This is a genomic window from Pedobacter borealis DSM 19626, from assembly GCF_000708285.2.
GTDB classification, from domain to species: Bacteria; Bacteroidota; Bacteroidia; order Sphingobacteriales; family Sphingobacteriaceae; genus Pedobacter; species Pedobacter borealis.
The window spans coordinates 1-25,301 of sequence record NZ_JAUG01000074.1; the positions used below are offsets into that span (position 1 = coordinate 1).

Annotated in this window: 16 protein-coding genes; 2 read left to right on the forward strand and 14 right to left on the reverse strand. The window is 38.0% G+C overall.

Annotated elements, in window-relative coordinates; genetic code table 11:
* Window positions 1–499: 499 nt before the first annotated feature.
* From AW17_RS17240 to AW17_RS24495, 14 genes are all read right to left on the reverse strand, one after another.
* On the reverse strand, window positions 500–2,974 hold the full coding sequence (locus AW17_RS17240) for a glutaminase family protein (RefSeq protein WP_029278526.1): 2,475 nt from the start codon (window positions 2,972–2,974) through the stop codon (window positions 500–502).
* 204 nt (window positions 2,975–3,178) lie between these two features.
* Window positions 3,179–4,012 carry a PKD domain-containing protein gene (locus AW17_RS17245; protein WP_051691923.1) on the reverse strand — a complete coding sequence of 278 codons (834 nt, stop codon included), beginning with the start codon at window positions 4,010–4,012 and terminating at the stop codon, window positions 3,179–3,181.
* 13 nt (window positions 4,013–4,025) lie between these two features.
* Complete coding sequence (locus tag AW17_RS17250) at window positions 4,026–5,462, reverse strand: PA14 domain-containing protein (protein WP_029278528.1); 1,437 nt, start codon at window positions 5,460–5,462, stop codon at window positions 4,026–4,028.
* A 31-nt stretch (window positions 5,463–5,493) separates the two neighbouring features.
* Entirely contained in the window at window positions 5,494–7,191 is a 1,698-nt protein-coding gene (locus AW17_RS17255) for a DUF4983 domain-containing protein (RefSeq protein WP_029278529.1), read from the reverse strand.
* Between the two features lie 36 nt (window positions 7,192–7,227).
* On the reverse strand, window positions 7,228–8,847 hold the full coding sequence (locus AW17_RS17260) for a DUF5008 domain-containing protein (RefSeq protein WP_051691924.1): 1,620 nt from the start codon (window positions 8,845–8,847) through the stop codon (window positions 7,228–7,230).
* 33 nt (window positions 8,848–8,880) lie between these two features.
* Entirely contained in the window at window positions 8,881–9,639 is a 759-nt protein-coding gene (locus tag AW17_RS17265) for a hypothetical protein (protein WP_051691925.1), read from the reverse strand.
* A gap of 21 nt (window positions 9,640–9,660) precedes the next feature.
* Window positions 9,661–11,187 (reverse strand): RagB/SusD family nutrient uptake outer membrane protein, encoded by a 1,527-nt coding sequence (locus AW17_RS17270; protein ID WP_029278534.1) that lies wholly within the window; start codon window positions 11,185–11,187, stop codon window positions 9,661–9,663.
* 11 nt (window positions 11,188–11,198) lie between these two features.
* Window positions 11,199–14,345 carry a SusC/RagA family TonB-linked outer membrane protein gene (locus AW17_RS17275; RefSeq protein WP_029278536.1) on the reverse strand — a complete coding sequence of 1,049 codons (3,147 nt, stop codon included), beginning with the start codon at window positions 14,343–14,345 and terminating at the stop codon, window positions 11,199–11,201.
* Window positions 14,346–14,366: 21 nt separating this feature from the next.
* Window positions 14,367–15,458, reverse strand: coding sequence for a DUF5007 domain-containing protein (locus AW17_RS17280; RefSeq protein ID WP_051691927.1), 1,092 nt, complete (start codon window positions 15,456–15,458; stop codon window positions 14,367–14,369).
* 35 nt (window positions 15,459–15,493) lie between these two features.
* Window positions 15,494–16,603, reverse strand: a complete 1,110-nt coding sequence (locus tag AW17_RS17285; protein ID WP_036670310.1) for a discoidin domain-containing protein — start codon at window positions 16,601–16,603, stop codon at window positions 15,494–15,496.
* An 11-nt stretch (window positions 16,604–16,614) separates the two neighbouring features.
* Window positions 16,615–18,132: a RagB/SusD family nutrient uptake outer membrane protein gene (locus AW17_RS17290; protein WP_245235095.1), complete on the reverse strand. Its 1,518-nt coding sequence runs from the start codon at window positions 18,130–18,132 to the stop codon at window positions 16,615–16,617.
* A gap of 34 nt (window positions 18,133–18,166) precedes the next feature.
* Window positions 18,167–21,181 carry a SusC/RagA family TonB-linked outer membrane protein gene (locus AW17_RS17295; RefSeq protein WP_051691926.1) on the reverse strand — a complete coding sequence of 1,005 codons (3,015 nt, stop codon included), beginning with the start codon at window positions 21,179–21,181 and terminating at the stop codon, window positions 18,167–18,169.
* 539 nt (window positions 21,182–21,720) lie between these two features.
* Complete coding sequence (locus tag AW17_RS17300; protein ID WP_029278542.1) at window positions 21,721–23,256, reverse strand: SulP family inorganic anion transporter; 1,536 nt, start codon at window positions 23,254–23,256, stop codon at window positions 21,721–21,723.
* 491 nt (window positions 23,257–23,747) lie between these two features.
* Window positions 23,748–23,912 (reverse strand): hypothetical protein, encoded by a 165-nt coding sequence (locus AW17_RS24495; protein WP_209444282.1) that lies wholly within the window; start codon window positions 23,910–23,912, stop codon window positions 23,748–23,750.
* Between AW17_RS24495 and AW17_RS17305 the strand changes: the two genes are divergently transcribed.
* Complete coding sequence (locus tag AW17_RS17305) at window positions 23,905–24,336, forward strand: LytS family sensor histidine kinase (RefSeq protein WP_029278543.1); 432 nt, start codon at window positions 23,905–23,907, stop codon at window positions 24,334–24,336. The genes AW17_RS24495 and AW17_RS17305 overlap by 8 nt on opposite strands.
* Window positions 24,333–25,076: a LytR/AlgR family response regulator transcription factor gene (locus AW17_RS17310; RefSeq protein WP_029278544.1), complete on the forward strand. Its 744-nt coding sequence runs from the start codon at window positions 24,333–24,335 to the stop codon at window positions 25,074–25,076. Before AW17_RS17305 ends, AW17_RS17310 begins: the two co-directional genes overlap by 4 nt.
* Window positions 25,077–25,301: the final 225 nt, after the last annotated feature.

Genomic DNA, 25,301 nt, shown 5'->3' on the forward strand with positions numbered 1-25,301 from the left:
TCTACCATAAACTTCCTGTTTCCTTTGCCATTTCAACATTTGGTCCTTCCTGCATCTGTGATACAGTACTACGACCGCTGCTGACTTCTAAATGAGCCATTGAACGTCCCCGCTAAATGTTTCCTCTCCTGTAATCGCGCTTACACTTGACAGAGCTCATTCAGATCTCCCGGGGTAAGACAATCTACTTCCTATGGATGTGGCCCCTGTATCTACGTAATAGTCTCCGTGCAGTATTGGGCTTCTGTTTGTATGGCAACATCACCCGGACTAAATCCGCCTCGTATACAGTTTCTGTTCGTAAGCCCCCATATTTGCCTCGGACTTCCTTCAGATTCGCAGTCGCCCACGACACCCTTGTCTTAAGCTAACACTTCCTACTGCAAAGCGTGTTCGGGACTTGAACCCTATAGTCGATTGCCATGCCCGGCGCACCACAAAAAAAAGGCCTTGCAACTAGATGCAGAGCCTTTAATTGTTAATTTTGAGGGGTAAGATTTTATTTACCAGCTAACTTATCGGCAAGCATTTTCATGTAAAAACCGCCTACTACGCTCCGGGCTTTAAAGTTATCACGGATACCCGTGTTCGAATCATAAAAATCGTTCAAAGGCACTCTCGACTCGGTTTCGATAGCGTGTTTGTAAACTGGGTGAACCAGAGCTTCGAATTCTCTTTGTGTAGGTGCAAAAGTAGCGGTCCACAAGATCCAGTCATTTTTAGTATAGGCCTTTCTGCTATCCAACGGAATACCATATCTATTTTGTTTAGTCAGGTAATATTTGGTTTCGGTTTCGTATATCTTTTGCGGAAACAAGTTTAACTTCAGCACCTTATCCCAAACCAGGTTATACTTCTGGCTCCATGTATTTTTATTATCAAAAGTTAAGGCGTAGTGATCGCCAGCATCGGCCATTTCTATCCATTTTGGCACCATACTTTCGGCAATAGCCCTATATTTTTGGGCTACATCATCATAACCTAATGTTTGGGCCATCTGCGCATAACAGGCTATACCTACAATCGCTTTTACCGATAAGTTGGCATTACGGGCCAGGTGACCTGCAAAATCATCGGTACATAACTGCGTTTTAGGATCTAATCCCTCTTTGGTTAAATAATCAACCCAGGTGGTTAAGGTTTTCCAATGCGTTTTGGCATAATCGGCATTTCCCTGTGCTTTGGCAATCGCAGCCGTTAAAATAATCATGTTACCCGATTCTTCAACAGGCATTGGCTCGCCATAAGTTTGTCCGTTTGCTAACGGATAGGTTCCCAGATCGTGAGCTGCCCAAGGGTGAGGATATTTTCCGCTTTCGCTGAAATAGAAAATACCATTCAACATGCCCTGTAACAGTTCAGGATTATAAATCAGGTACAATGGTGCCGAAGGGTAAGTTACATCAACTGTATTGATAAAACCACCACTGTTGTTTTCCTTAGATAACCATAAAATTTCACCTTGCGGGCTCTTTACCAAAGTATGTGCCGCAATACTCTGGCGATAACCTAAAACACATAAATCGGCATACTCTTTACCACCTGATTTTAAGGCATCGGCATACAAAGTTTTGTTAAAAGCTTCACACTTCTGAATTACGTTTTTGTACTCATCAGCCGCAGCGGTTAGTTGTGCTTCGATGGTTTCTTTACCTGAGGTATTCCACCATGGCCTTAAATTTTTATTGAAATATTGAACAGCATAAATTTCATCATAGCCCAGTTCAACATATTTTTCTACCGCAGCTTTACCCACTGTTCCAAACGGGATAACAGTATTTAATGCGAGCATTTTGCCCTGCTTAGCAGTTGAAGCTGAATTTCCTTTTCTAAAAGCATCGGCAGCATCTTTTTCGGCCGTGACAAACTGGATGGCGTTGCTGGCTTTTGGTGCAGCTACGTAAAAGTAACCCCAATCGATCCGCATATCGTCACTTGCTTTTTGAAGAACTGGCTGCTCAACCGTTCCTGTTTTTAATACCGATAATTTAGCCGTGCTGTATTTGCTTGCTGTAACTTCTTGAGTAGGACGATAAACCGCAATGTTTGACGATGCACTGAGGTATACTTTTACCTGGTGGGTTTTACCATCATTTGCTTTTACCTGATAGGAAACATAAGAAACCGGACGTGCAAACAACCCCAAATCGTTCATTAACAATGGCGAGGTAAAAGTTAATTTTAAATCGATCTTACCACAGGTAAAGTTATAAATGGTTTGTGTGGCATTAATATCAACGCTTTTTTGTTTGGCTATCTGCACTTTTTCGGCATTGTCTTTTAGCTTTTCTACTAAACCAAAATCGAGAAAACGGCCACCTGCAGTATTAATGAGGTGGATGGCAATTACATTCGATCCGGATTTTAAAGCACTTTTATCACTATTAGTTAAGGCAATATATTGGAAATTATTGGTCCAGCCTTCTTTGGTATAGATTTTCTTCCCATTTAGGTAAACCTCAATATTATCATCGTGGTTTATCTTTAAAAACAGTTCGTTTATTGATGCGGGATTAGCTACGTTAAAGGTTCTTCTTACCCAGATATCATGCGATTTCCATAATGTTTTCACATTTTTAGCGTCATCTCCTATTGGTGCATTACCTGTTTGCCAGTTGCCTACCGCATAGTTTGCTGCTTTCCAATCGCCCTGAGGCTCGGTTTCTGTATAGTTAACTTCGTACCCTTTCTCATCAGAAGTAGGCACAACTGTTTTATAACTGGTACTCTCTTTACCTAAAAAACGATAGATACCACCATCAACATTAATCATTCCTAAAAGAGAATTATCGGCTCCCGTCCAATGTTGGGTAGCAGATTCGTTTAATTTATCGGTGGTAGACCAGATACTGAAATAGGTATTGTGTGTAATTAAGGGATAGGCAGGTGCCTTCCGCTCCTGTGCCTTTAGCAAACCGCCTACAAACATGCAGCCCAGTATGCCTAAGAATTTTAAAATGTTGGTTTTGTTCATAATTGTGTGTGTTGAAATCTGATCGTATATTTTGGTTAGATTTAATGTTTAGTTAAACGTTTTACTAAAGTATAAAATATAATTTGCTTTTTGCAAGAGAAGCCGATTTTTTAATTGTCTAAGTGACATTTAAAATCAATTCTCAAAAAAATACATGGAATGATTAGCTCCATGTATTTTCAAATGGTGTATAAGATATATAAACTAAGGCTGTTTTTTGTTGATGGTCCACTCAGATAATTGGAAAACCCTGCTTCCTCTGTTTGCTTTAATATAAAGACGATAGAATTTATAGGCTACAAAGTTGTCAAAATAATACCTTTTGGTCACTCGTCTTTCATTTGAGTTTGCCCATGGGCAAGTGGTTACAGTATGTAAATCAGTATACTGAATACCATCTACCGATCCCTGTAAAATCCAGTACCTAGGATCTCTATCCTCAGCGTCGTTTCCTGAAGTTAAGGTATAGGCGCCAACTACCTGTGGAGTGGCGAGTTCGAAAGTACATCGCTGCGTACCATCAAAACCTGCCTGCAAAAATTTGGTGGTAATATCGCCATCAACCAGCTTTTTCGATCCTTCATCAGAGTTAGGCCCAGCGCCTGCTTCCAAATTTACAGAGAATATGCCACCAATAGTTTGCATATAATTCTCTCCAATTTTGGTTGGGTCAAAATTAGGATCTACAATATTTAACAAGACTTCTTTTGCAGCAGAATAGCCCTGCCCATTTCTGGTTGTTAAAGTAACTTTATATTTACCTGGAAAACGATACACGTGTTTTGGATTAACCGCTACGGATGTACTGTCATCGCCAAATTGCCATAACAAAGTTTTATAGTTTGTTGAAGTACCCGTAAACTGGTATTCTAAAAACTTTACCGTATCCGGCCTTGCAAATGAAAAACCTGCAGTTGGTTTAGGTTCGTCTACCACAGGAACAATCTCTTCTGCATCTTTCTTACACTTTACTGTTGTAATTACAATAAGTATTAAAAGAGATAGAATACTGAATAATCTTTTTGTGTTATTTTTCATATCTTATTAATATTTAAGGTGTTGGAAATAATTGAGATTTTGGTATTACTCTTTTTGATAAAATATTTGGCACTTCAATTTCCAGATAGGCTTGTTGCCCACCTACGTTTTCACGATGATGTGCTTCAATGGTATAACGTTTTCCGCGTTCTAAAAATATGGTACCCTTACGCGTATCCTTATCCCACTGGGTGGTATAATCGTTCACCAAAGGAACTCCGTTTACATATAATCTTGATCCATCATCCCAACGGGTTTGGTAGAAAGTATATGTGCCGCGTACCGGAGCTAAAAATTCGCCTTTCCATCTACTTGCAAAGTTATCCCTACTTAACTTAGTTCCGCTTGCATTTATTACATTGTCTGGCCATCCATCGCCACTAAAGTTTATGGTTTCATCAACCCTTGTCACAAATGGAGCACGTCCGTCGTCCGGATCTAATTGCGTATCGGTATAGTATCTTGCTGTTAAGCCAGTACCGTTCCCGGTGATGTAAGAGTTATTATCCAAATTTACATTAGGATCTACAACCACTATTAATTTACTCTTAGTTGGGTGAATAACATGATTGCTTGCCTCACTAATACTGAAGGCGAATGCAAATTTCTTATTTGCAACAATATTGGCATCAAAAACCGGCCATGGGATCTGAAGTCTGACAATTGCACTCGAAGCTCCGGTTGCAAACCGAACCAAAGTATCAATGCTATAATCTTTAGCAGCCAAATGTATTGCATCTGCAGGCAAAGTTCCGTTGCCAACTAAAGTAGCAATGGTATCTATGTTCTCTTTGATTTTAATATTGAAAGCTGTTGATGGTTGGTTTTCTAACCTTACAATAAGTGGAATCGTTACCCCGGCAGGGCCCACAATGTAATCGCCCTGGTACACTACATTATAGGTACCACCGCCATTTAAAGTTAAATAGTGTAGATCGGTAGGTTTTAACAGATCGGCAGTATTAATAATAACCATAATGGTAGATTTGCCAGCAGCAATTTTATTTCCTTTACCAGGAGCTGAAAGCTTTAAGGCAAAAACAACTTTTTTACCATAATTACGCTCCAATACTGACCGGCGAACAATAGCGATACCTTCGCTGTTATCGGTTCCATAAGCCACGTTGATTACGTTTGGATATTCTACTCCTGCAGATGGCATTAGTATCGCGTTTGCTATTGTTCCATTATTAATTAATTGCGTAACCGTATCGTTGTTTAAAGTTAAGCCTACTTGAAAGGCTTCTTCTGCAACACCTGTTAAAGAAATTTTAAAAGGAACCTTAATGTATTCGTTATCTATAGAAACATTTCCGACAACAATGCCCTCTCCGGAGATACTCCTGGTATTAGGATCTGGCAATTTCAAATCATCCACTTGTGATTTGCGACATGAATAAACACCAATGATGCTTAAACCTATCAATGCGATATATATAATTTTTTTCATTTTATGATATTTTAAATGATCAGCAAATCTGTTATTGATCTAACCAAACCCGGCCATCAAGTCTCCATGCCTGTTTATTGGCAATCTTTAACCAGTTTATAATCTGTGCAGGTATATCTGATGTTTGAGGAACAAATATGGCCAGTGTTTCTGGTGCCGGAGGGCAGATTAAATCGTTAAAACTCTCCCAGGTATAAGTTCCCTGGAATTTAAAGTCGTGTGCCTGAGAACTTAAATCTGCCATAATATTACCATTACCATCTGTTGCAGGCCAGTAACCCACTAAAAAATTAAAGTATGGATGACTTTGATCGATTGAAGTTTGACAGGCATAATTACCGATCATTCCATCGGGAACAGAGAATTTAAAAAAGCGGATATCACTTACATATACATCTGGTACTCCGTGTCCATTCCCATTTAGAAATCCTAATTTTAAAGGGTTCGAATTTGCTAATGAACCTGATCCCGTAATGTCGAACTCATTATTAAAAGTACCATTGGTGTATGTGCGAACAAATCTTTGGCCATTACGCACCTCTATTTTTGCAGTTAAATTCGTCCATTTCCCCTTACCGAAGCTTCCACCTCTACATTGATGATAATCTCCGTCCTTAGTACCTCTCCATTCAAAATACCAGTAATCTTCTTCTAAATAAATAACCCAGCCAACACTTGGATGACCGCTAGACCACTCGTTACGTTTACCTAAAACACTCGGCCAGAAAAATTTGTCTTCGTTCTTTTTAACCTTTAGTTCTATGGTCACTTTTGTGGTGTCGTCTATATTGTAAACATTTGCGTCAACAGCATCAATCTGTGCCCTAATATCTTCACCTTGGAAGCGGATCGCTTTACCTAAATACCGATTACCAGTAAATGGCTTTGTAAGAATTCGTTTGCTGTATGTTGGCGCATAATAAATTACAAATGAATTCGCTTTGGGTTGACTAAAAATGGTTTGGTCATCGGCGTTTGCAGGTAAAGTATACGGGCCACCTGCACTTGATGCGATAACAACCAACCATTGCTCATTATTGTAGTTTGGACGTTTTTTTAATGCTGTTAAGATTTCACCCACTGAGGTATCAAATTTTTCGATCGCTGATTTATAAGCTGGAAAAGAAACGTCATAACCAGATGCTGCACCTGCTGAGTTAACCCCTGTAAAATGACCTACAACAAGAGCTGCTGTATCGCTTCCTAAATTACTTATTAATCCAGCTTTAACAGCATCATCGTCTGCAACCAATGTACTCACGTCAGCTCCTGTGGTTAGCGATTTAAAAACGGTGGACGAGGTATAGGTAACAATTTTAGATTTTACACTGGTTTCCTTAATTCTTTTAAAAATAATTGGATAATTCTGCAGATCGTTATTGGTTAATTCATCTGTAGTAACCTTATGTTTATCTTTTTTAACACCAGTTAACATATTTGCCCAATTGGCTGCATTTGCAGTTGCCTCAGGATCACTTAAACCAACCCAACTATAAATGGCGTGTGGTAAAATCGCGTCTATGTTCGGTGTATTGGCATCTAATACCGATTGGCCTCTTGCTCCATCAACAATTAAATAAAGAATTTTGCGGTTTCCATATTTTACTGTTGTTGTATCGCTGGCATTCTTGTCTCCAATTGTTCTGTCGAATTCTTTATTACAAGAAAATATGGCCGTGGTAATTATTGTTGCGATTAAGCCAATCAATAATTTATATTTTTTCATCATACTCATCCTAATTTATATTTTGGTTAGCTCAATCAATTATTCGATGGTTACTCTAATAATGTTGTATAATGGTAAATTATCAAAACGACTAAAGCCACCGATTAACAATAATGCTTTTTTACCATCTGCCGATTTGGTTTCAATAATATCAGATAAACCACCACTAAAAGGGCCAGTTGAATTATATCCTTTCGCCAATGTTCCTGTTGGGTTTAACACCATAAATCCATTTCTGGTAACATTATTGTATTTGATAAAATCACCACTAACCACAATCAATCCGTTACTAAGCTGTTTGGAAAAACTAGGGAAACCGCCTTCAAATGATTTAGAAACAAATGTTTCATCTAAAGTTCCATTATCGTTTAATACTGCAACGCCTATTGCCGATTTGCCATTATATTGTGTAAAGCTTCCTGTAATTATATATTTTTTGGTTGTTGTATTGTAGGTACACGAGGTGATATAATTATCTGCGCCTGAGCCTGGCGTAAAAGAAGGATCGATGCTTCCGTCGGGATTTAACCTAATAATACGGTTAGCAGGTTGCCCATCAAAAGTACTAAAGTTACCAAACACCACCAATTTTTCTAACTTTTCAGCATCGGTATGCATATAACTATCGATAGGTCCATTTGCACTCTCCTTTCCTTTGTTTGTAGTGGTATTAAAACGGAATGTTTTATCAAGACTACCATCTAAATTAAAGCGTAACACTTGGCGAATTTCAGTACTATCCAATATTACGGTATCCCTAGAGAAATCGTAGTTAAACTTATCATAGGTTCTATGTACATAATACCTAAAATTGCCTGTTGCTAAAATTTTTCCTTGGTGTGAATACACGCGGTTAATATAAGCATTGGTACCACCATTAAATTTCGGAAACCACTTTTGAGTAACGGTATCGGTTAACGTTGGCTTTCTTTTAGTTTGAATTTTTATGGTGTCGATTGCTCCTGTAGTGAATAAACTGGTAATGTTGCTGATGTTTTCGGTGCGCTGATTAAACCCACTAAAGCCACCAGCAATGATAAATCGACCACCAATTTCTACAACCCTAGATAAACCGCCATTAGCCCCTTTTCCAGTACGGAAAGTACGATCATATTCGCCATCACTAGATGTTCTGGCGATTCTATTAATTGAAACCACCCCACCTTTATTATCAAAATTTGTAAAGTTACCTACTACGATATCTCTTCCATCAAGCATTTCATACACCTGACTTACATAATCGTTAGTTCCGGCTGTTGCTTTGAAAGTAGGATCGATCTGGATAAGCCCCGTTACGGTAAAAGTAGGGCCAATAAATAATTGATCACCAATGGCGATCGATGTTACACCTGTACTACCAAATTCTGGCACCTTAACCGTAATCTCAGTAGCAGTTACATTAACCACCTCGGCTTTTTCGCCATTAAACATAAAGCTCAACTGATCTTTATACTTATCAAACCCAGAGGCTTTGACGGTTACAGTTGTACCAACAAGTCCGATAGCGGGAACAGGTACATCAGTTTGCGAAATGGCAACACCCAAGGATGCTTTTGCATCTGCATAAGGATCGGGGAGTACTTCTTCTGCCTTTTTGCAACCTTGAAAGCCAATGGCAATCAAAGCGATTATTGCTAATATAAATTTAATTTTTTTCATTATTTAATTTCTTGAGGTTAACCGAATATGATTTTATTTTGTTGCATCAGAAGCAGTTAAACCAGTGTAATACACGTCATTAAAAAAATCGTATCTCTGAAATCCAAAAAAGGAACCATTATAGGCCAAAGTGTGTACTACTCCATTGGTTGGTTTGATATCAGACGACGCTACCTGATTACTAAACCAATTATCATTTGGTTTTGAGGCATCTGGTATATAAGTTAATACCAATTGGCGGTACCCAATGTATTTGATATTATTTGCTGTATTGAAAACTGCCCCAATATTAGATATGTTTCCAGCTAATGAATAATATAAACCTCCTGGATAAACACTTTTAACATCGAAATCTATTTGTTGATAGTCCTTTAATCTATTTACGCCTTTAAACATGTAACGTTGCAAATATTTTCTCCAGATTATGGGACTAATCTGATCTAAAGTTTTAACGGTATCCTTATTGGCATGAAACAATAATTCGTTTAAAGAATGATACCTGGAGTCTCCTTTATTATCATCATACGTATGGATATCTCCAATTGTCCTTCTAATAACATCATCATCAATAGCAAAAAAAGTAAAGTCATCATTAGAAAATGTACTTTCTAAACCCGCAAGCTTCACAATTTTAGCTAAGGTATCAAAGGGAACTTTTTTAGCCTGTAAATATTGGAGCATATTGCCCTTAAAGTTAGGATCGGCTAAACCCCCATCACGATAATATTCATCACGTTTACAAGCATTTAATATAAGCAGTACAGCAGCACAAGCAAAAATTAGCTTTTTCATATATCTTTTCATTACAATAAATTAATTACCACCATTAACCCAATAGTCATTCAGTTTCATAAAGGGATTGTTATTGAGTGCTCCTGAGTTAATAGGCCAGGTCCAGCCTCCACGACTAAATTTATCTGATGTTAGCACATTGTAAGTAAACTGACTGTTTAAAATTCTTTTTGTTCTAACCAAATCGAAGTAATGATGACCTTCTCCAATAAGTTCTCTTGATCTTTCGTAGAAGATGAAATCTTTTAATTCTGAGCCTCCGCCACCACTGTATTTTGCCGCCTGTGCACGATCTCTTACTTTGTTAACCATCACAATTGCGTCGGCATCCTCTCCTAAATTTGCCAGTGCTTCTGCATACAACAGCAACTCACCGCCATACCTAAAAATCATAAATGTATTATCCGGGTTGGCATCTTCCTCTCCAACAATAAAAGAGTTCTTGGCATATTTTAACAACATGAACTTACCATTGTCGGCAAAAATATCTTCATTAAACCAGGTTGTGATCCTTTTATCACTCCCATCCAAAAAAATTTTCTGCATGTACTCTCCTCTGTAATAAGCAAAACTTACTCGGTGAGTATATTCTGGTCTTTTGTACGGGTAATGCAAAAACATATCGGCAATAGGCGCAACATTGAGTACCGCATCACCATAGTTTATACTTTGATAAAATTCAAACAAACTTTCATCAGAACGGCCTTTGATAACTGTTGACCATTCTGAAAGCGGTAACAATCGATAGGCATTGCTGGCAACCAGTTCCTTACCTAAATCAGCAGTAGCTTGATAGTATTTCCTTGCATTATTCGTGTCAAAACCCGCATTCCACATATTCATTTCCATCATTAAAGCAATAATACTTCCTCTGCTTGCCCGTACACCTTTCAAGGCAGGGTCGCTATAGGTAAATGGAATTTCATTTTTGTGACTATTTAAATCGGCAATACATTTATTAAGTACCGAAACAAAATTTTCACGTGGCAATGATGTGAAATGAAATGCATCTGTATAATACACTACATCGCCAAACAACCTCACCATGGTAAAGTAGCAAAGTGACCGAATAAATGCAGCTTCCGCTTTGAACTGTCCTTTTTCAGTGTCAGTAACGCCTGGAATACCCTCATCTAATTTTGCGATCAAGATATTGGCACCTTGAATTGCCCTATAGTAACCCGTCCAATCTGTAATTCTATTGAAATTATAAAGACCACTCCATGGTCGATCTGTCCTAATGATGGTAAGCAGATCGTTTCTTCCTAAATATTCAACAAACTCGCGAGCATCTGGACTATCAGATTGACTTTCGTGCAGTACTTCGCCAGATCTATATTCTCCAACTGCACCTATGTAATGGGTTTCGTTTATTTTGCTGAAAACAATCCTAGATAAATCATAGATATTGGCCACAACATCTTCTTTAGATTGAAAATAGTTGTTCCCTGTTAATTTATCTAATGGCTGTATATTTAAAAACTTTTTACATGAAGGCAAGCAAAAAGATGCTGCAATAACTAAAGTGTAAATAATAACTTTTTTCATAATAAATATTTTTAGTTGCCTGTATTAAGTTCTAAGTTTAAACCAATGTTATACGTACGTGGCACAGGATAACCGTTAGAAATATCGCGACCTAATGTGGTCACGTTTTCAGGATTTGGACCACTGTACTTAGAAAATGTAATTAAGTTATTGGTTGAACCAAACACCCTTAAATTGGCAAGTCCGAATCTGCGTATCAACTTCTTGTCGAACATATAAGAAAGTGTTAAATTATTGATTTTCAGATACGAACCACTTTCCTGCCACAAGGTTTGATCGGCTCTTAACGGTTGAATATTTCCATAGCGACTATAGTCATATGGGTAAGGATATTTAGCCACATCGCCAGGTCCCTGCCAAATATTCAAATCACCTAAAGGCACTACTGCATTTAAGGCATAAGGATCCCTCATAATGGCAATACGATCGGCAAGGGCATTATTTAAGATTGTTCTATCGGCTGTATAACTGGCGTACATATTTAGGCCCCAGTTTTTATATCTCATGGTAAATGATAACCCACCGGTAAACAATGGCTGTGAATTTCCTGTAATTTCGTAATCTCTGCCATCCAGGATATAATCTCCATTCACATCTTTCAAGATTGGGTCTCCTCCTAAAAAGAATGTATTATTGCTTTGATATCTTTTTCCGGTAACTGGATCTACTGGTACATCGGCATCAGTGCTGTAAACGCCCTGATTAATCCTTAAATAGTTTGATAAGGTATTTCTGCCTACACGGAAAACATTGTGCTGTAGATAACTAGAACCATCGAAGCGGATATATTGCCCGTTATACTCTTCTGGTAATTTCAATAACACATCACGGTTATATGCTCCGTTTATTGAAAACGATAAATCAAAATCCTTACTGGTAATGGCCTTTATATTTAAGCTGATTTCGGTACCGTAATTGGCGATACCCAGATCGTTACTTGATAGTTTATTAAAACCTGTAGTATTTGATAAAATACGATCGAATAATAAATTATCTACTTTTTTAAAATAAGTATCCACAACAATTGAGAACCTGTTCAGGAATCCTATATCCAAACCAAGGTTGTATTGGCTGGTAGTTGTTGGTTTTAATGACGGGTTTGGAATTAAATCATAATCGATACCAATGGTTTGTGTATTGTTATAATTTCCATTAAGGTTATATTTACCGTAAATGCTTTGCAGGTTACCGGTTGGTGCAATATTTTGTCCCCATGTTAATCTTAAACTACCATAATCTAACCATTTCTTATCCGTTAACCAGTTTTCTTTGTTGAAATTCCACCTTAAACCAACTGAAGAGTTTTTAGAATATGGATTTTCCAAACCGCTTGAGGATGTACCGTCTAAACGGTAAGAGAATTCAGCGACATATTTTTTGTCGTAATCGTAAGATAATGATCCTGCGAAAGATGCAATTGTTGCATTTTTGTAGCTACTTAAAACTCCACCCCCCCTCGAATAATAACCATCGTAACCGAGTGGCCCCTGAAGCTGGTCGTTTGGAATTCTTTCCTGCCGGCTTATTGATGATTGGGAACCTTGTTTATAAATTTCGTTAAATGTATTGATAAAGAAATTATGCTTTTCACCTAATGTTTTGGCGTAGGTGATTGCATTTCTATTGTATAACTGGAAGTTTCTTCCATTATAATCATAAAGTTTGGCAAACTGTCCGTTGGCTGCAGCAGGCGTAAATGTTGTTTCGGTATCCGATGTATAATCATAACTTAAGGTTGAAGATGCCGCTAAGCCAGGTATAAATTCGTAACGGGCATCGATATTTGTTCTTAAGTTTCTCGAATTATTATCATTCAAAGTTCGCAAGGCCGACAATACTCCGCCAGATGCCTGATAAAAAGATGGAGGCGGTAAAAGTGTTGATGCCTGTCCATTGTCAGCTACCCCCGATTGAAGTAAGCCGGCACCGTTACCTTTGTTTTGTTTACCCACCGAACCGTTAACAAAACCGAAAAATCTAAATTTATCATTCGGTTTAAACTCCATATTCATATTCAAATTGTAACGGTTATAACCTGTGTTTTTAATTACACCTTTTTCAGCATAGTATCCCATGTTGGCTTTGTAATTAAATTTTTGATCGCCACCATCTAAGGCCAGGTTATGACTTTGGTTAAAGGTTGTTTGATAAAACACATCCTGCCAATCTGTAGAGTTATTCCAATATGCGTTTAAACTATCGGCTAGGAAAGGTGTATTACTAATCCTTCTAATCTGATCGATGTTTTCGGCATTTAAAATAATCTGCTGAATCTTCAATAAACGTTCTGAATTACCACCTAATGTTTCGCGTAATTTAGGCGGAGCATTAACGAAAAAGTTCGATACATATTTAATACGGGGCACTTTAGAATTACCTCTTTTTGTGGTGATGATGATTACCCCATAAGCACCTCTGGATCCATACATGGAAGTTGCCTGCGCATCTTTCAGGATTTGGATATTTTCGATATCCTCCTGAGGGATTAGCGAAAGTGGGCTCACCCCAGGACCTTGCGTTTGAAAACCAAACTCAGCGGCTTTATCTGCATCTAAAGGCACACCATCGATAATGTATAATGGTGATGTAGGTTGCAGAAATGAATCATTACCACTGCCGGAAATACTTAAGCTAGATAAACCACGAATCTGTACCGATCCCCTAAAACCAGGGGCACCAGTATTGTTTTGGATATTTAACCCTGGTACCTTACCCTGTAAAAGGGTTTCAATATTCGATACCGGGATATCGGATACATCCTTACCGCTAAGCACCGTTACCGATCCTGCAGTTGTCTCTTTTGGTCTGTTTTGGTAAGCCACAATAATAACATCATTCAGATCTTTACGATCCTCGCTAATGGTTACTGTGATATTGGTTTGATTGGTAATTTTAACTGATGAAGTATTGTAACCTAAGAATTTAAATAAAAGCGTTCCTCCAACCGGTACGTTAACAGAAAACTTTCCATCGCCATTGGTTTGCGTTAAGCCTTTATTGGTGGCTTGCAAAACAACTGATACTCCCGGAACGCCTTGTTTTGTGTCTTTATCTAAAACCCTACCATTTACAATGATATTTTTTTCTTGCGAATAGGCATTCGTACAACATATTATACATACAATAAGTAATGTATATAAAAGTATATTTCTTTTCATAATATTAGCTCTATTGATTAACTATTCGTTAGCAAATTTTGGGTTCTCATTTTTGAAATAAAAGACGATTTCCCAGTCGCCAGCTTTATAGATAGCGAAATCGACACCGAAATTGGCCACCGTGCGCGCACCCCCAAAACCGATCCGGGAGTAACTCAATTGTGCTTTTGCTCTTGATCCGCCAATAGCGTATGAAGTTGGGATTTCTACCAATGGAATTGGATAAGCAACATCATACTGAACATACTTATCTGTTTTTTGCACATTAAACCCATGGATCATTTTATCCCAAACCGTTTCATTGAAAAACTTAGGATCGATCGGTAAAGAATCTTTACCCAAAACCACAATGCGTAACGAATGGCCATTACCGCCTGATGTTAGTGGACGGATGTAAACAATTGCATCCTTTTTATCATTGTTGCTCACTAGGTTTAAATTAGAAGTAGCACCGATAACATTATTCAGATAAGGACGGATGTAATCTCTCAGATTTTTATCTAACGGAAATTTTGGATCAGGGGCAGGCAAACCAGTATAAGCATTAAAATCATTCGATGGCTCGTAAGGGCGCTCTCTAAAAGGTCTGATCTGAAAATCTTTAATCAACCTTTCGCCACCAGTATTTTTAACCTTTACATCGAAAAAGCGCGTATCCTGAGAATAGTTGGTACTATCTGTTGGACGGGGTTTCAATATCTGGTTGGTTGCTGAAGGCCATAAAATGAACTCACCTGACGAACGCATTTCAAATATAGGATGCGTTTCGATTTTTCTTTTGGCCTCAATTTCAGCCAGGCTTTTTTCCAAACCCGTGTAAGGGGCTATCCATACATAAGTTGGTGCTGTTGTAAAAAGATCGCTTACAGGTTTTCCATCACCATACCTTACGTTTACAATTTCAAACGTGATTGGATTGGTTGAATTATCACTGTTAAAGCCCCCGATGAGATTAGTTCTTCCAATTATTGGCTCCAGAATTTTATTGGTAAAATTCACATTATTGCTGATGTAATCTTTCTCATCAGGTAAATCGAAAATCTTTTTACAGCTACTACAAACGGTTACAGCAAGTAAAAGGAGCGCAAAATATTTATTTATGATAGATTTCATTGGAGTATTTATTTTAATGTTTCTATTTCGCATCACTATTTCGTTTTGTTTATGGTAAACTCAGCCAATTGGAATGTTCCACTATTTCTGAGTTCGGTAATAACAACGCGGTAAAATTTGTAGGCAACCGTATTTGTACACCTAAATACTTTTTGCTGATATCTTTCTTCAAAGAAAAAGTTAGACCTTCTATCCAATTCTACCCAGTTTGAACCATCCATCGAGCCTTCATAAGTCCATGCTTTTGGATCTCTTTCGTTGGCATCATTTGCAGATGTTAAGGTATATACGGATGAAACAGCAGGTGTTTTAAGTTCAAACCTCATCCATAGTTCTCCTTGTAAATCGGCAAGGAATTTAGTGTGATCATCTCCATCGATTACTTTTCTCGAATTTTCTCCGCTGGTTATACCTCCCCCATTCTCACGGTTTGATGAAAATATACCGCCAATTTCAAGGTAAAGGTTTGGTGGTGGTGGTACAAAAGTTAATCGGGTAACGAATTCGTTAAAGCCAAATACATGATCGGCACTGATAACGTGTACGACCCCATTTTTGGTTTTAATGTTATTTGATGATGTTGTACTGGTTGCCCAGTTCCGAATGAATTTGCTTTTTTTGGTATTATCGAAATTAATAACCTCCGGTCCGGCACCAACCTGACCAGAAGCCGATATTTTGGTTATACTCGCATGCATTGGATAACCAATATGTACACTTTTCAAGTCTAAACCATCCTGAAGTTTTAATGAATCGGTTGTTTTCTTACCTCTAATAATGTAATACGAGGTCATCGTATCTAACTGAACGGCATCAATATTGGCCAAAAAAAGTGGATCTTTATCAGATAGTTTTCTTAACGTATTTAAGTTTCGTAAAGCCAATTGGAAGCTTGGATTGCTTACTGCAAATAGCGTAACATTACTATCGGTTAATGTTTTTTTCAAACCCATCCTGTCAATCGCTACAATAAGCGAATCGAAAACACCTGGTTTGCTTTTCAAATAATCGTAAGTATTGCCGGCAAAGATTACATTCTGATCTGGTGCATCGTAAAACCCTCCATTCTTCTTGCAGGCAGAATTAATTAGCGTTAGCAAAGATAAAATTGCTAAAGCGCTCATGTATTTTATTGAATTTTTCATATCCGTTATCATTAGCGCCAGTAAGCATTTTGGGTTAATAAACTATTTTGAGCAATAAGCTTTCTTGATATTGGCCAGTAAATTCCACCAGAGTTGATGAGATTCATAAATTTGGCATCGTTCTGTTTGATCTTGTTGTAACGGATCAAATCGTACCATCTTGAACCCTCACCCAATAATTCGCGATGACGCTCTTCGAAAATAGCCTTAATAATATCATTTGTATTCAACGAGTTAAGCAACTCTATAGGGTCTTCAAATCTTCTGCTCTGAACAACAAGTAATTCATTTAAGGCACCATTTTGATCACCCAAAACAGATAATGCCTCTGCTCTTAAGAGTACAATATCTTCTAACCTGGTAAAAATTAAAGCGCTTGTAAAATACCTGAAGTTTGGATCGGTACCTCCGCCCTGAATCACTTTGATTTTGCTGAAAATGGGATACTTACCATTTAGGTTCGTAAAATATCTACCATCGTATTTTGCCTGTCCTAAAGTATCAACCGCAAACCTTTGATCTTTTGAAATATTGAAATATTTTAAGATCGAATCTTTTGGAAGATAAATATCTGGAACTGACTTGGTCATAACCGGCTCAGCCAAAGTTAATTCTTCAATATGCCCGGTTGATGAACCATCCACGTGGCCATAATCGGAGTTAAAACCGAACATCTGCCTGGTGTTCTTATTGTAGAAAAATCCGTTAGAGTTTGATAAATCAGTACTTGAAGTAAAATCACCTGCACTTCTGCCATAGTTATCTTCAACAAACCTGGCATATTTAGAAACGTTGGTATAATCGCCATTCCAAGCTGCTAAATGGGCCAATACAGCATAGGCGGTAACTTTTGTTGCCAAAGCGCCACCCCATCTTCCCGAATTTTCATTGTAGTAATCAGTTGGCTGCTGTACATCACCGGCACTGTAAATAAATGGCATATCAGCTGCTGCTTTTAGTATCTCCTGTTCAGCCCATGCTAAAATTCTAGCCTGGCTTTCGCGGGGTTTATTGGTAAATTTGCCTTCGTCTGAAGAGGTAATAAATGGTACATCGCCCCAGATTCTCACCATGTAGAAATAGGCAAAAGCCCTTAAAAACCTGGCTTGCGCAATATCTACTGTCATGTTATTGCTCGTGTAACGCTTATCTGTTTCTTTAACATGTGCAATATTTTCTAAGAAAACATTAGCGCCATTTACAATGGCATAAAATCTTGTCCAATCAGATAACGCCTCCATTACAGGATAGGAAGCATTTAAGTTATTGCCAATAACTGCTTTTAAGTCCTGCCTTTTGGGGCTTAAGAACTCTCCGGTTCTTACATCACCATAAATCCAGTGACCATTATTGTCTGATAAAGCAGCTCGTGTTAAAGCATAAACACCTAAGATTCCAGAGCGGGCATCCTCTACCGTATTCCAGGCATTTTTTTCACCCACAACCCTGGTCGAATCTGTTTCTAAAGCTTTATTACAGCTCGAAAAGGCTACCACAGAAATCAGAAGTATGTATAATATATTTTTCATCTCGCTTGATGTTTTATTAGTTCTTGTTTTCATCTTATAGCTCCATTTTAACACCTAGGGTATAGGTTCTCGGTATAGGTTGGCCATAGCCTGTATCAATGCCATCATAGCTAACCAGTTCAGGATCCTGACCTGTATAAGGTGTAATGGTGAAAATATTACTCACGGAACCATATATAAAGAATTTGCTAATTTTGATGTTCCTCTTATTGAGCAGGTTACCCAGTTCGTAACCCAGCGATACTTGTCTTAATTTTAAGAATGAAGCATTTTCTAAGAAAAGATCTTGGTCTGCACGATATGGAATTACTGTACTCCAAGGATTGTAAAGTGGGTATTTTGAGTAATCGCCACGTTTTTCCCAGAAAGTGATTTCTTTAACAGAATTGATATCCGTATTCCCCTCCCGGTTCACAAAATCGAAACGGTTAGCCATTTCCTGGTTGATTAGCTTTCTGCCTAAATTAAAGTAGAAGCTTGTACCTAAACTCCAATTGCCATATTTAAAGTTGTTATCAAAACCACCGGCAATGGTTGGTAAAGAGTGTCCTTTTAATACTTTATCATTATCATCAATGGTATTATCGCCATTTTGATCTTGCCAACGCGGATCACCAGCTTTTAAAGCAATTCCTTTGTACTTTAACTTTTGCCCGTTAACTACCGGAACCTCAGCATCTGAAGTATAAATGCCATTATTCTCCAATAACCAATATTGATCTACCGGTTGGCCAACTTTTAAGAATCTGTTACCCACAACCAACTGATCCAGTCCTCTTGGCAATGCTTTCAATTCGTTAGCGTTGTGATTAAAGTTTAAGGCCGAATTCCAGGAGAATTTACTTCTGGCAATTACCTGGCCGCTGATTGTAACATCAACACCCATATTGTTTACAGACATACCACTTTCGATAGATTGTTTATAACCATATTCAGCATATGCTGGGATACCGATTAATTGGTTTTTATCGGTTTTGCTATAAAGTTCAACAGAAACGTGAAGACGGTTTTTCAACATCGCCACATCGGCACCAACATTAAGTTGATCAGAGTACGACCAAGGCACACCATAACCTACCCAACCAAATTGATATGTTCGCGTTAATACGCCGAATGCATTATATCCAGGAACGGTTAAATTACCTGTATACCCTACTGAAGCTGTATATTGTGGACCCTGGGCATAATTATCGTAACTAAATGTACGCCCCATTCTACCAACACTTGCACGCAAGACCAAATCATCAACCAGCCTGTTATCTTTTAAGAATTCATTTTTGATATTCCAGGCGGCAGAAATAGTTGGCGAATAAAACCAGCGGCTTGTTGGTTGTGCATTTGAAGAACCATCTAAACGTAATATGGCTGATAAGAAATATTTTTCGTTAAATGAATAATCTGCCTTCCCGTAAAAAGACAATAGGTTATCTTCTGTTTTATCTAAAAAACGGTATGTCAGTTCTCTTGGGAAAGCAACCGGAGTTAAATAATTGCCGTTATCAGAACCGTCGTCATTTTTAGGCTTAGAATCTAGCAAATTGATTTTAATATAGTCGTTAACACCTTTATAGGCATAAGCGTTACTATATTTATAAATATCCCATTGCATGGATTGTCCTAATGCAAAATGAAAATCATGAACCTTATTCAGATTCAAATCGTAAGTCACTTTGTTATCCATCATTAATCTTTGGCTAAAGCCATAATAATTGGATGCATAACTGTTTCCCTGCAAAAGCGTTCTGGCATAGAAAACATCTCTATAGCCCTCACTATAATCGGCATTAAAAGATGATACCACTTTAAATTTGCCAAAAGTTCCTTCTAATTTTGCGTATCCCTGGATACTGTTTGTTTTATTATCATCAAAGCCTTTGGTATATTGCTGTAAATAAGAACCGTAAAAATCCTTATTTGGCGGAAGTGGTGCACTTAAATCAGGAAAATAATTAAGTTGTGCAAATCGGTCGCGCAAGGTTTTATTTCTGTCGCGGTTTAAACGGTTTGCATTAATCGTAGTCGAAAACAACAACCATTTGGTTGGCTTCATATTGATATTGAAAGTGGCGCTATAACGGTCGATACCCGTTTGATCTGCTACACCTTCACTTTTGGTATTACCTAATGCAAACCTAAAGTTCGCCCTGTCAGTACCGCCAGCAAGTGAGAAATTAATGCCATATACCAGTGCATTTTTGTAGTATAAATCTGTCCAGTCTGATTTTCCACTATACACATTATTTAGCGAATCGCTTAAATATACCGGATACTCTTCATCATCAGAATATCTGCCATTTGTGGTATATACATCATAAAACCGCTGTCTGAAATCATTTTCGTATTTACCATTGATGGTATTTACAAATGGTTTTTGCACCATGCCTATATACGAATTGAAAGATATAGCGCGGTATTTACCAACTGCTGTTTTTGAGGTTAAAACAATTACCCCATTAACACCTCTTGGCCCGTAAACAGAAGTAGAGCCTAAATCTTTAAGTACCTCTACCGATGCAATATTATTCAGATCGATACCGGCCAATAAATTAGTTGCAGGACCGATTCTATTAAAATCGAATTGCTGTATATCAAAAGCAAAAGGATGCTCCCGTACCAAGGGGATTCCGTCGAGAACCACCAGAGGCTGAGCATCGTACAAATCCTTTTTAGATAATAGTGGCATTGCAGCCCCTCTAACAAACATGCTCTGAATTGACCCAGGCTCACCAGATGGCTCCTGAATATACAGACCAGCAAAATTGCCCTTTAAGTTTTGTTGTAATGAAATGGCAGGGAATAGTGATAGATCTCTGGTGTCTTTTTTTACACCGCCAGATAACTTATCGTAAAGTGTTTTCTTTTTAATCTGGTCTAAACTGTCTTTCCTCAGAGAGTCTTTTGGCGATACATACTTAATTTTAGTTGTATCCTGCAGAACAAAAAGGTTGGTTGTTAAGCCTTTATGAGTTTTCTCGCCTGCCGAAAAAACAGGTAAAACGTTTAATGTAAACGCGGCAAAAAAAACAAGGCACGCCCATAAGTATCGCATAGTTAATGGATCTTTTAATTGGTAAAAAAATGATTTCTAAAGCTTATTTTTTCGGAAACGGCATAGTATGTCCCAGGTTAAAGAGACAGGTACTTCGGTAGTAATAGTTAGGGGTTCTCATAAAATTTAGTATTTGGTTAACTCAAATATATACTATACTAAAACGTTTTAATAAAAAATTATCATTTTTATTAAATTTTTATAAAAAGCCACAATAACATTTAATTCTATTAAAATAATTATCAAATAGACAGGTAAAAAATAAATATTATCAGAATATCTTAAAAAATTAGCATCCTACAAAACAGTCTATAAGGTTATTTTTAACCAACAATAACAATAAATCGAACAATTTTATGTTGCTATTTTCCTAAAGTACTTAAACGTTTTAGTAAAAACATAAAATATAGATCAGGAAGTAAAGATTAAACCGACAATAATTGTTTAGGGGTGAGGGTAGCCTTTTACCATATTAACATTATAACATCAGCTTCGATATAGTGGTATTTTACATCATAAAACAGAAAGGTTAAAATCAATTATTTTTCGGTGGCCACCCGATAAGTAGGATCTTCTATCATGTTTACGGCTATAATCTGGTCTGCATTTTTCAGCAAGCGTTTGCAATCGTCGCTCAGGTGCTTTAACTGGAGTTTCTTATCAACCGACCGATAGCGTTCGGTAAGTTTATTCAGGGCGTCAATACCCGACATATCAAAAACACGGCTATGCTTAAAATCAATTACGATATGCTGGGGATCATAAGCCACATCAAACAGCTCATTAAAATTGGCGATAGATCCAAAAAACAAGGGACCGAATATTTCGTAGGTTTTTACACCACTGGCATCGATATGTTTAGTAGCACGTATTCGTTTAGAGCTTTCCCAGGCGAAAACAAGCGCCGAAACAATCACACCTATTAATACCGCAAGGGCCAGGTTATGCAGCCAAACTGTAATTACAGCCACCAGTATCCCGATGATAATATCCTGCGCAGGCATTTTATTAATCACTTTAAAGCTCATCCATTCAAAAGTGCCAATGGCTACCATCATCATTACACCAACCAGGGCCGCCATGGGTACACGATCTATTACCGGAGCGCCTACCAAAATAATAACCAATATAGTTAAGGCGGCAATAATACCCGATAGCCTTGCCCTGGCACCCGCCGAAAGGTTAACCAGTGTTTGGGCAATCATTGGACAACCGCCCATACCCGTAAAAAAGCCGTTTGCAATATTGGCAATTCCTTGCGCAATACTCTCCCTGTTCCTATCGCCTTTGGTTTCTGTAATTTCATCAACCAGATTCAAGGTAAGCAGGCCCTCCGTTAAGCCCACACCTGCCATAATGAGTGAATAAGGAAAAATGATCTTCAGCATATCCAGATTCAATGGCACTTTTGGAATATGAAATGGAGGAAACCCGCCATTTACTGAAGCAATATGTTTAACCAGTTTGGTATCAATTCCAAAACATAAAACGATAAGAAAAACCACAATAATAGCCACCAATGATGATGGAATGGCCTTGGTTATTTTAGGGAGAATGATCACTATTACAACGGTGAGTAATACCAAAGCCAACATGATATATAAAGGAGTACCACTCAACCATTCTATTCTGCCATTAACAAGGGTTTTGAACTGTTCTAACTGCGACATGAAAATAATAACAGCTAAACCATTAACAAAGCCAAACATTACGGGCTGGGGAACCAGTCTGACAAATTTCCCAAGTTTAAACAACCCCACTACAATCTGAATTACGCCTGCTAAAGCAACTGCCGCAAAAACATATTCTATACCCTGGGTTTTCATTAAGGCAATGAGCACAATTACTGTTGCACCTGCCCCACCAGAAACCAAACCTGGCCTGCCACCTAAAACAGCCGTAACCAACCCCATAATGAAGGCAGCGTATAAACCTGTTAAAGGAGGGAAACCTGCAAGAATAGCAAATGACAACGATTCGGGAATCATCGTCATGGCCACCGTTAAACCTGCAAGAATTTCAGTTTTATAATTTATTTTCTTAGAAAAATCAAAAAGTTGCAGGTAAGGTTTCATCAGTTAAATTATTAGCAACTGCAAATATCTAAATTATGAGAACATTAGTGCTTAATTAAATATCGGCGCTGAATAAGTTCTGTAATTTGCGATTCATCTTTAAAAGAGTAACAGTACCTCGTAGTTCACGATAAGAAATGTAAGATGGAAATAGTCGGAAGTCCGGGGCTTAATGTACGAAAAAACAAACACGCCTTTGTTTGCTTTATACATTAGTTGTTAAACGATGGAAAACGTAAGGTAGATGATGGAATTGATTCTGCGCTCATTTTTTAGATCTGCAGGATAAATAATTAAAAACGAATTGCAAATCCATAGTGCTTTGGGCTGTACCATAAATATAGAGTTGTCATCCTGAGCCTGTTGAAGGACCTGTCTAAATATCTAGAAACGCGTTTCGGCAAGCGCTCCGTAGGAGTCCTTTGGACAACGTGACAAATTCGAATGGAATTACAAATATGATACATCCTCCAACAAGCGGTAATATTTATTTAAAACAAACCTTTAACATCTACCGATAAACCAAGTTCGATAAAGCTTTCTGTCGACCATTTAATTTTGAGTGGAGTACCTGCATCTTTTATGGTTTCTTTACTCACATCCTTACCGGTTCCATAATTGATCTGTGCAAAAGGATTTTTATCAATATTGAGCACCCTACAGGAGGAACTGCAGCTAGAAGCGGATTACCTAGCGCTCGAGCTGGAGCGAGTGTCATTTTCTTATTCGATTAATGTTGCTTCAGAAATTTCACCAGCAATGATCGATTTTCCTCCCTTACTGTTGCAGCCTATATTGGAGAATTCTATCCGTCATGCCTTTAACAGTGAACTCACATCTCCTACCATTAACATCAACGTGTTTGACCGTGAAAACACACTTCAAATTGAAATTACCGACAATGGTTGCAAGAGTTGGGATAGCATCACCGCAAGCGAAGGCCATGGTTTATCCCTGATCAGAAAACGCATCGCAATTTATAATCAAAGGCTCGAGAATATGCCTATCCAGATGAAGACAAACTTTCGGGAAGGGACCGGAACAATTACTATTTTTACGTTCCAAAACTGGCTTGTATGAACGACCTTAGCTGCTTTCTCGTAGATGATGAACAAAGTGCTGTTGAAACGCTATCGCTGCTGTTGAATAATTATTGCCCGCACCTAAACATAGCGGGGAGTGCTAATTCTGTAAAAAAAGCTTTGGAATTTCTGAGCGATCATGCCGTGGATGTCCTATTTCTGGATATTAAAATGCAGGGAGAATCAGGATTTGATCTTTTAGAACAACTTCCATTGCACAAAGCGCATGTTATATTTGTTACAGCACACGACGAGTATGGTATCCAGGCAATTAAATTCTCTGCTACAGATTATTTGTTAAAGCCCGTTATGCCTCAGGAACTGATTGCTGCGGTACACAAAGTTGGCCAACAGAAAAATTCACAACGCGAGCAGCTTGAGATGCTTTTGCAGTCCTATCAGCGCCAACGGGACAATACACAGAAAAGAATTGCCCTACCCGACCAACATGAGATTAGGTACATACTTATAGAAAATATTATTTGCTGTGGCGCTGATAATACCTACACCAGTTTTTACATCAGGGGTGAGAACAAGCCCGTTATAGTTTCAAAACCTATTTCTGAGTACGAGCAGATCCTATCCATTTACGGTTTTATCCGCATCCACCAATCCTGGCTAATCAACAGGAACCATATTGATTCCTTCAAAAAAGCAGACGGCGGCTATCTGATTATGAACAACAGAATGAGCATCCCGGTAAGCAGGCAGCGTAAACATCTTTTGAAAGAACTATAACTAAAAACTCAAATTTACATACGCTAATATTTAGCCAAATAAATCTACTTTTACTATCATAAATTAATGACTAATTTGGAAACCAAAGTCTATCACATTTGGAAAGGAGTCGCTGTAGCCGGTTTAGCCTATCTATTGGTTGCAGCAGCAGGAATAATTTTCGGTAGGGCATTTAATTTGCCAGTTTTTGCAGCAGTCCTGATATTAGGTTTATGGATTTTGCCG

Bases quoted from the DNA above. Each gene is read 5' to 3' on its own strand.
- AW17_RS17240 (WP_029278526.1), bottom strand. From the start codon at position 2,974: ATGAACAAAACCAACATTTTAAAATTCTTAGGCATACTGGGCTGCATG.
- AW17_RS17245 (WP_051691923.1), bottom strand. From the start codon at position 4,012: ATGAAAAATAACACAAAAAGATTATTCAGTATTCTATCTCTTTTAATA.
- AW17_RS17250 (WP_029278528.1), bottom strand. From the start codon at position 5,462: ATGAAAAAAATTATATATATCGCATTGATAGGTTTAAGCATCATTGGT.
- AW17_RS17255 (WP_029278529.1), bottom strand. From the start codon at position 7,191: ATGATGAAAAAATATAAATTATTGATTGGCTTAATCGCAACAATAATT.
- AW17_RS17260 (WP_051691924.1), bottom strand. From the start codon at position 8,847: ATGAAAAAAATTAAATTTATATTAGCAATAATCGCTTTGATTGCCATT.
- AW17_RS17265 (WP_051691925.1), bottom strand. From the start codon at position 9,639: ATGAAAAAGCTAATTTTTGCTTGTGCTGCTGTACTGCTTATATTAAAT.
- AW17_RS17270 (WP_029278534.1), bottom strand. From the start codon at position 11,187: ATGAAAAAAGTTATTATTTACACTTTAGTTATTGCAGCATCTTTTTGC.
- AW17_RS17275 (WP_029278536.1), bottom strand. From the start codon at position 14,345: ATGAAAAGAAATATACTTTTATATACATTACTTATTGTATGTATAATA.
- AW17_RS17280 (WP_051691927.1), bottom strand. From the start codon at position 15,458: ATGAAATCTATCATAAATAAATATTTTGCGCTCCTTTTACTTGCTGTA.
- AW17_RS17285 (WP_036670310.1), bottom strand. From the start codon at position 16,603: ATGAAAAATTCAATAAAATACATGAGCGCTTTAGCAATTTTATCTTTG.
- AW17_RS17290 (WP_245235095.1), bottom strand. From the start codon at position 18,132: ATGAAAAATATATTATACATACTTCTGATTTCTGTGGTAGCCTTTTCG.
- AW17_RS17295 (WP_051691926.1), bottom strand. From the start codon at position 21,181: ATGCGATACTTATGGGCGTGCCTTGTTTTTTTTGCCGCGTTTACATTA.
- AW17_RS17300 (WP_029278542.1), bottom strand. From the start codon at position 23,256: ATGAAACCTTACCTGCAACTTTTTGATTTTTCTAAGAAAATAAATTAT.
- AW17_RS17310 (WP_029278544.1), top strand. From the start codon at position 24,333: ATGAACGACCTTAGCTGCTTTCTCGTAGATGATGAACAAAGTGCTGTT.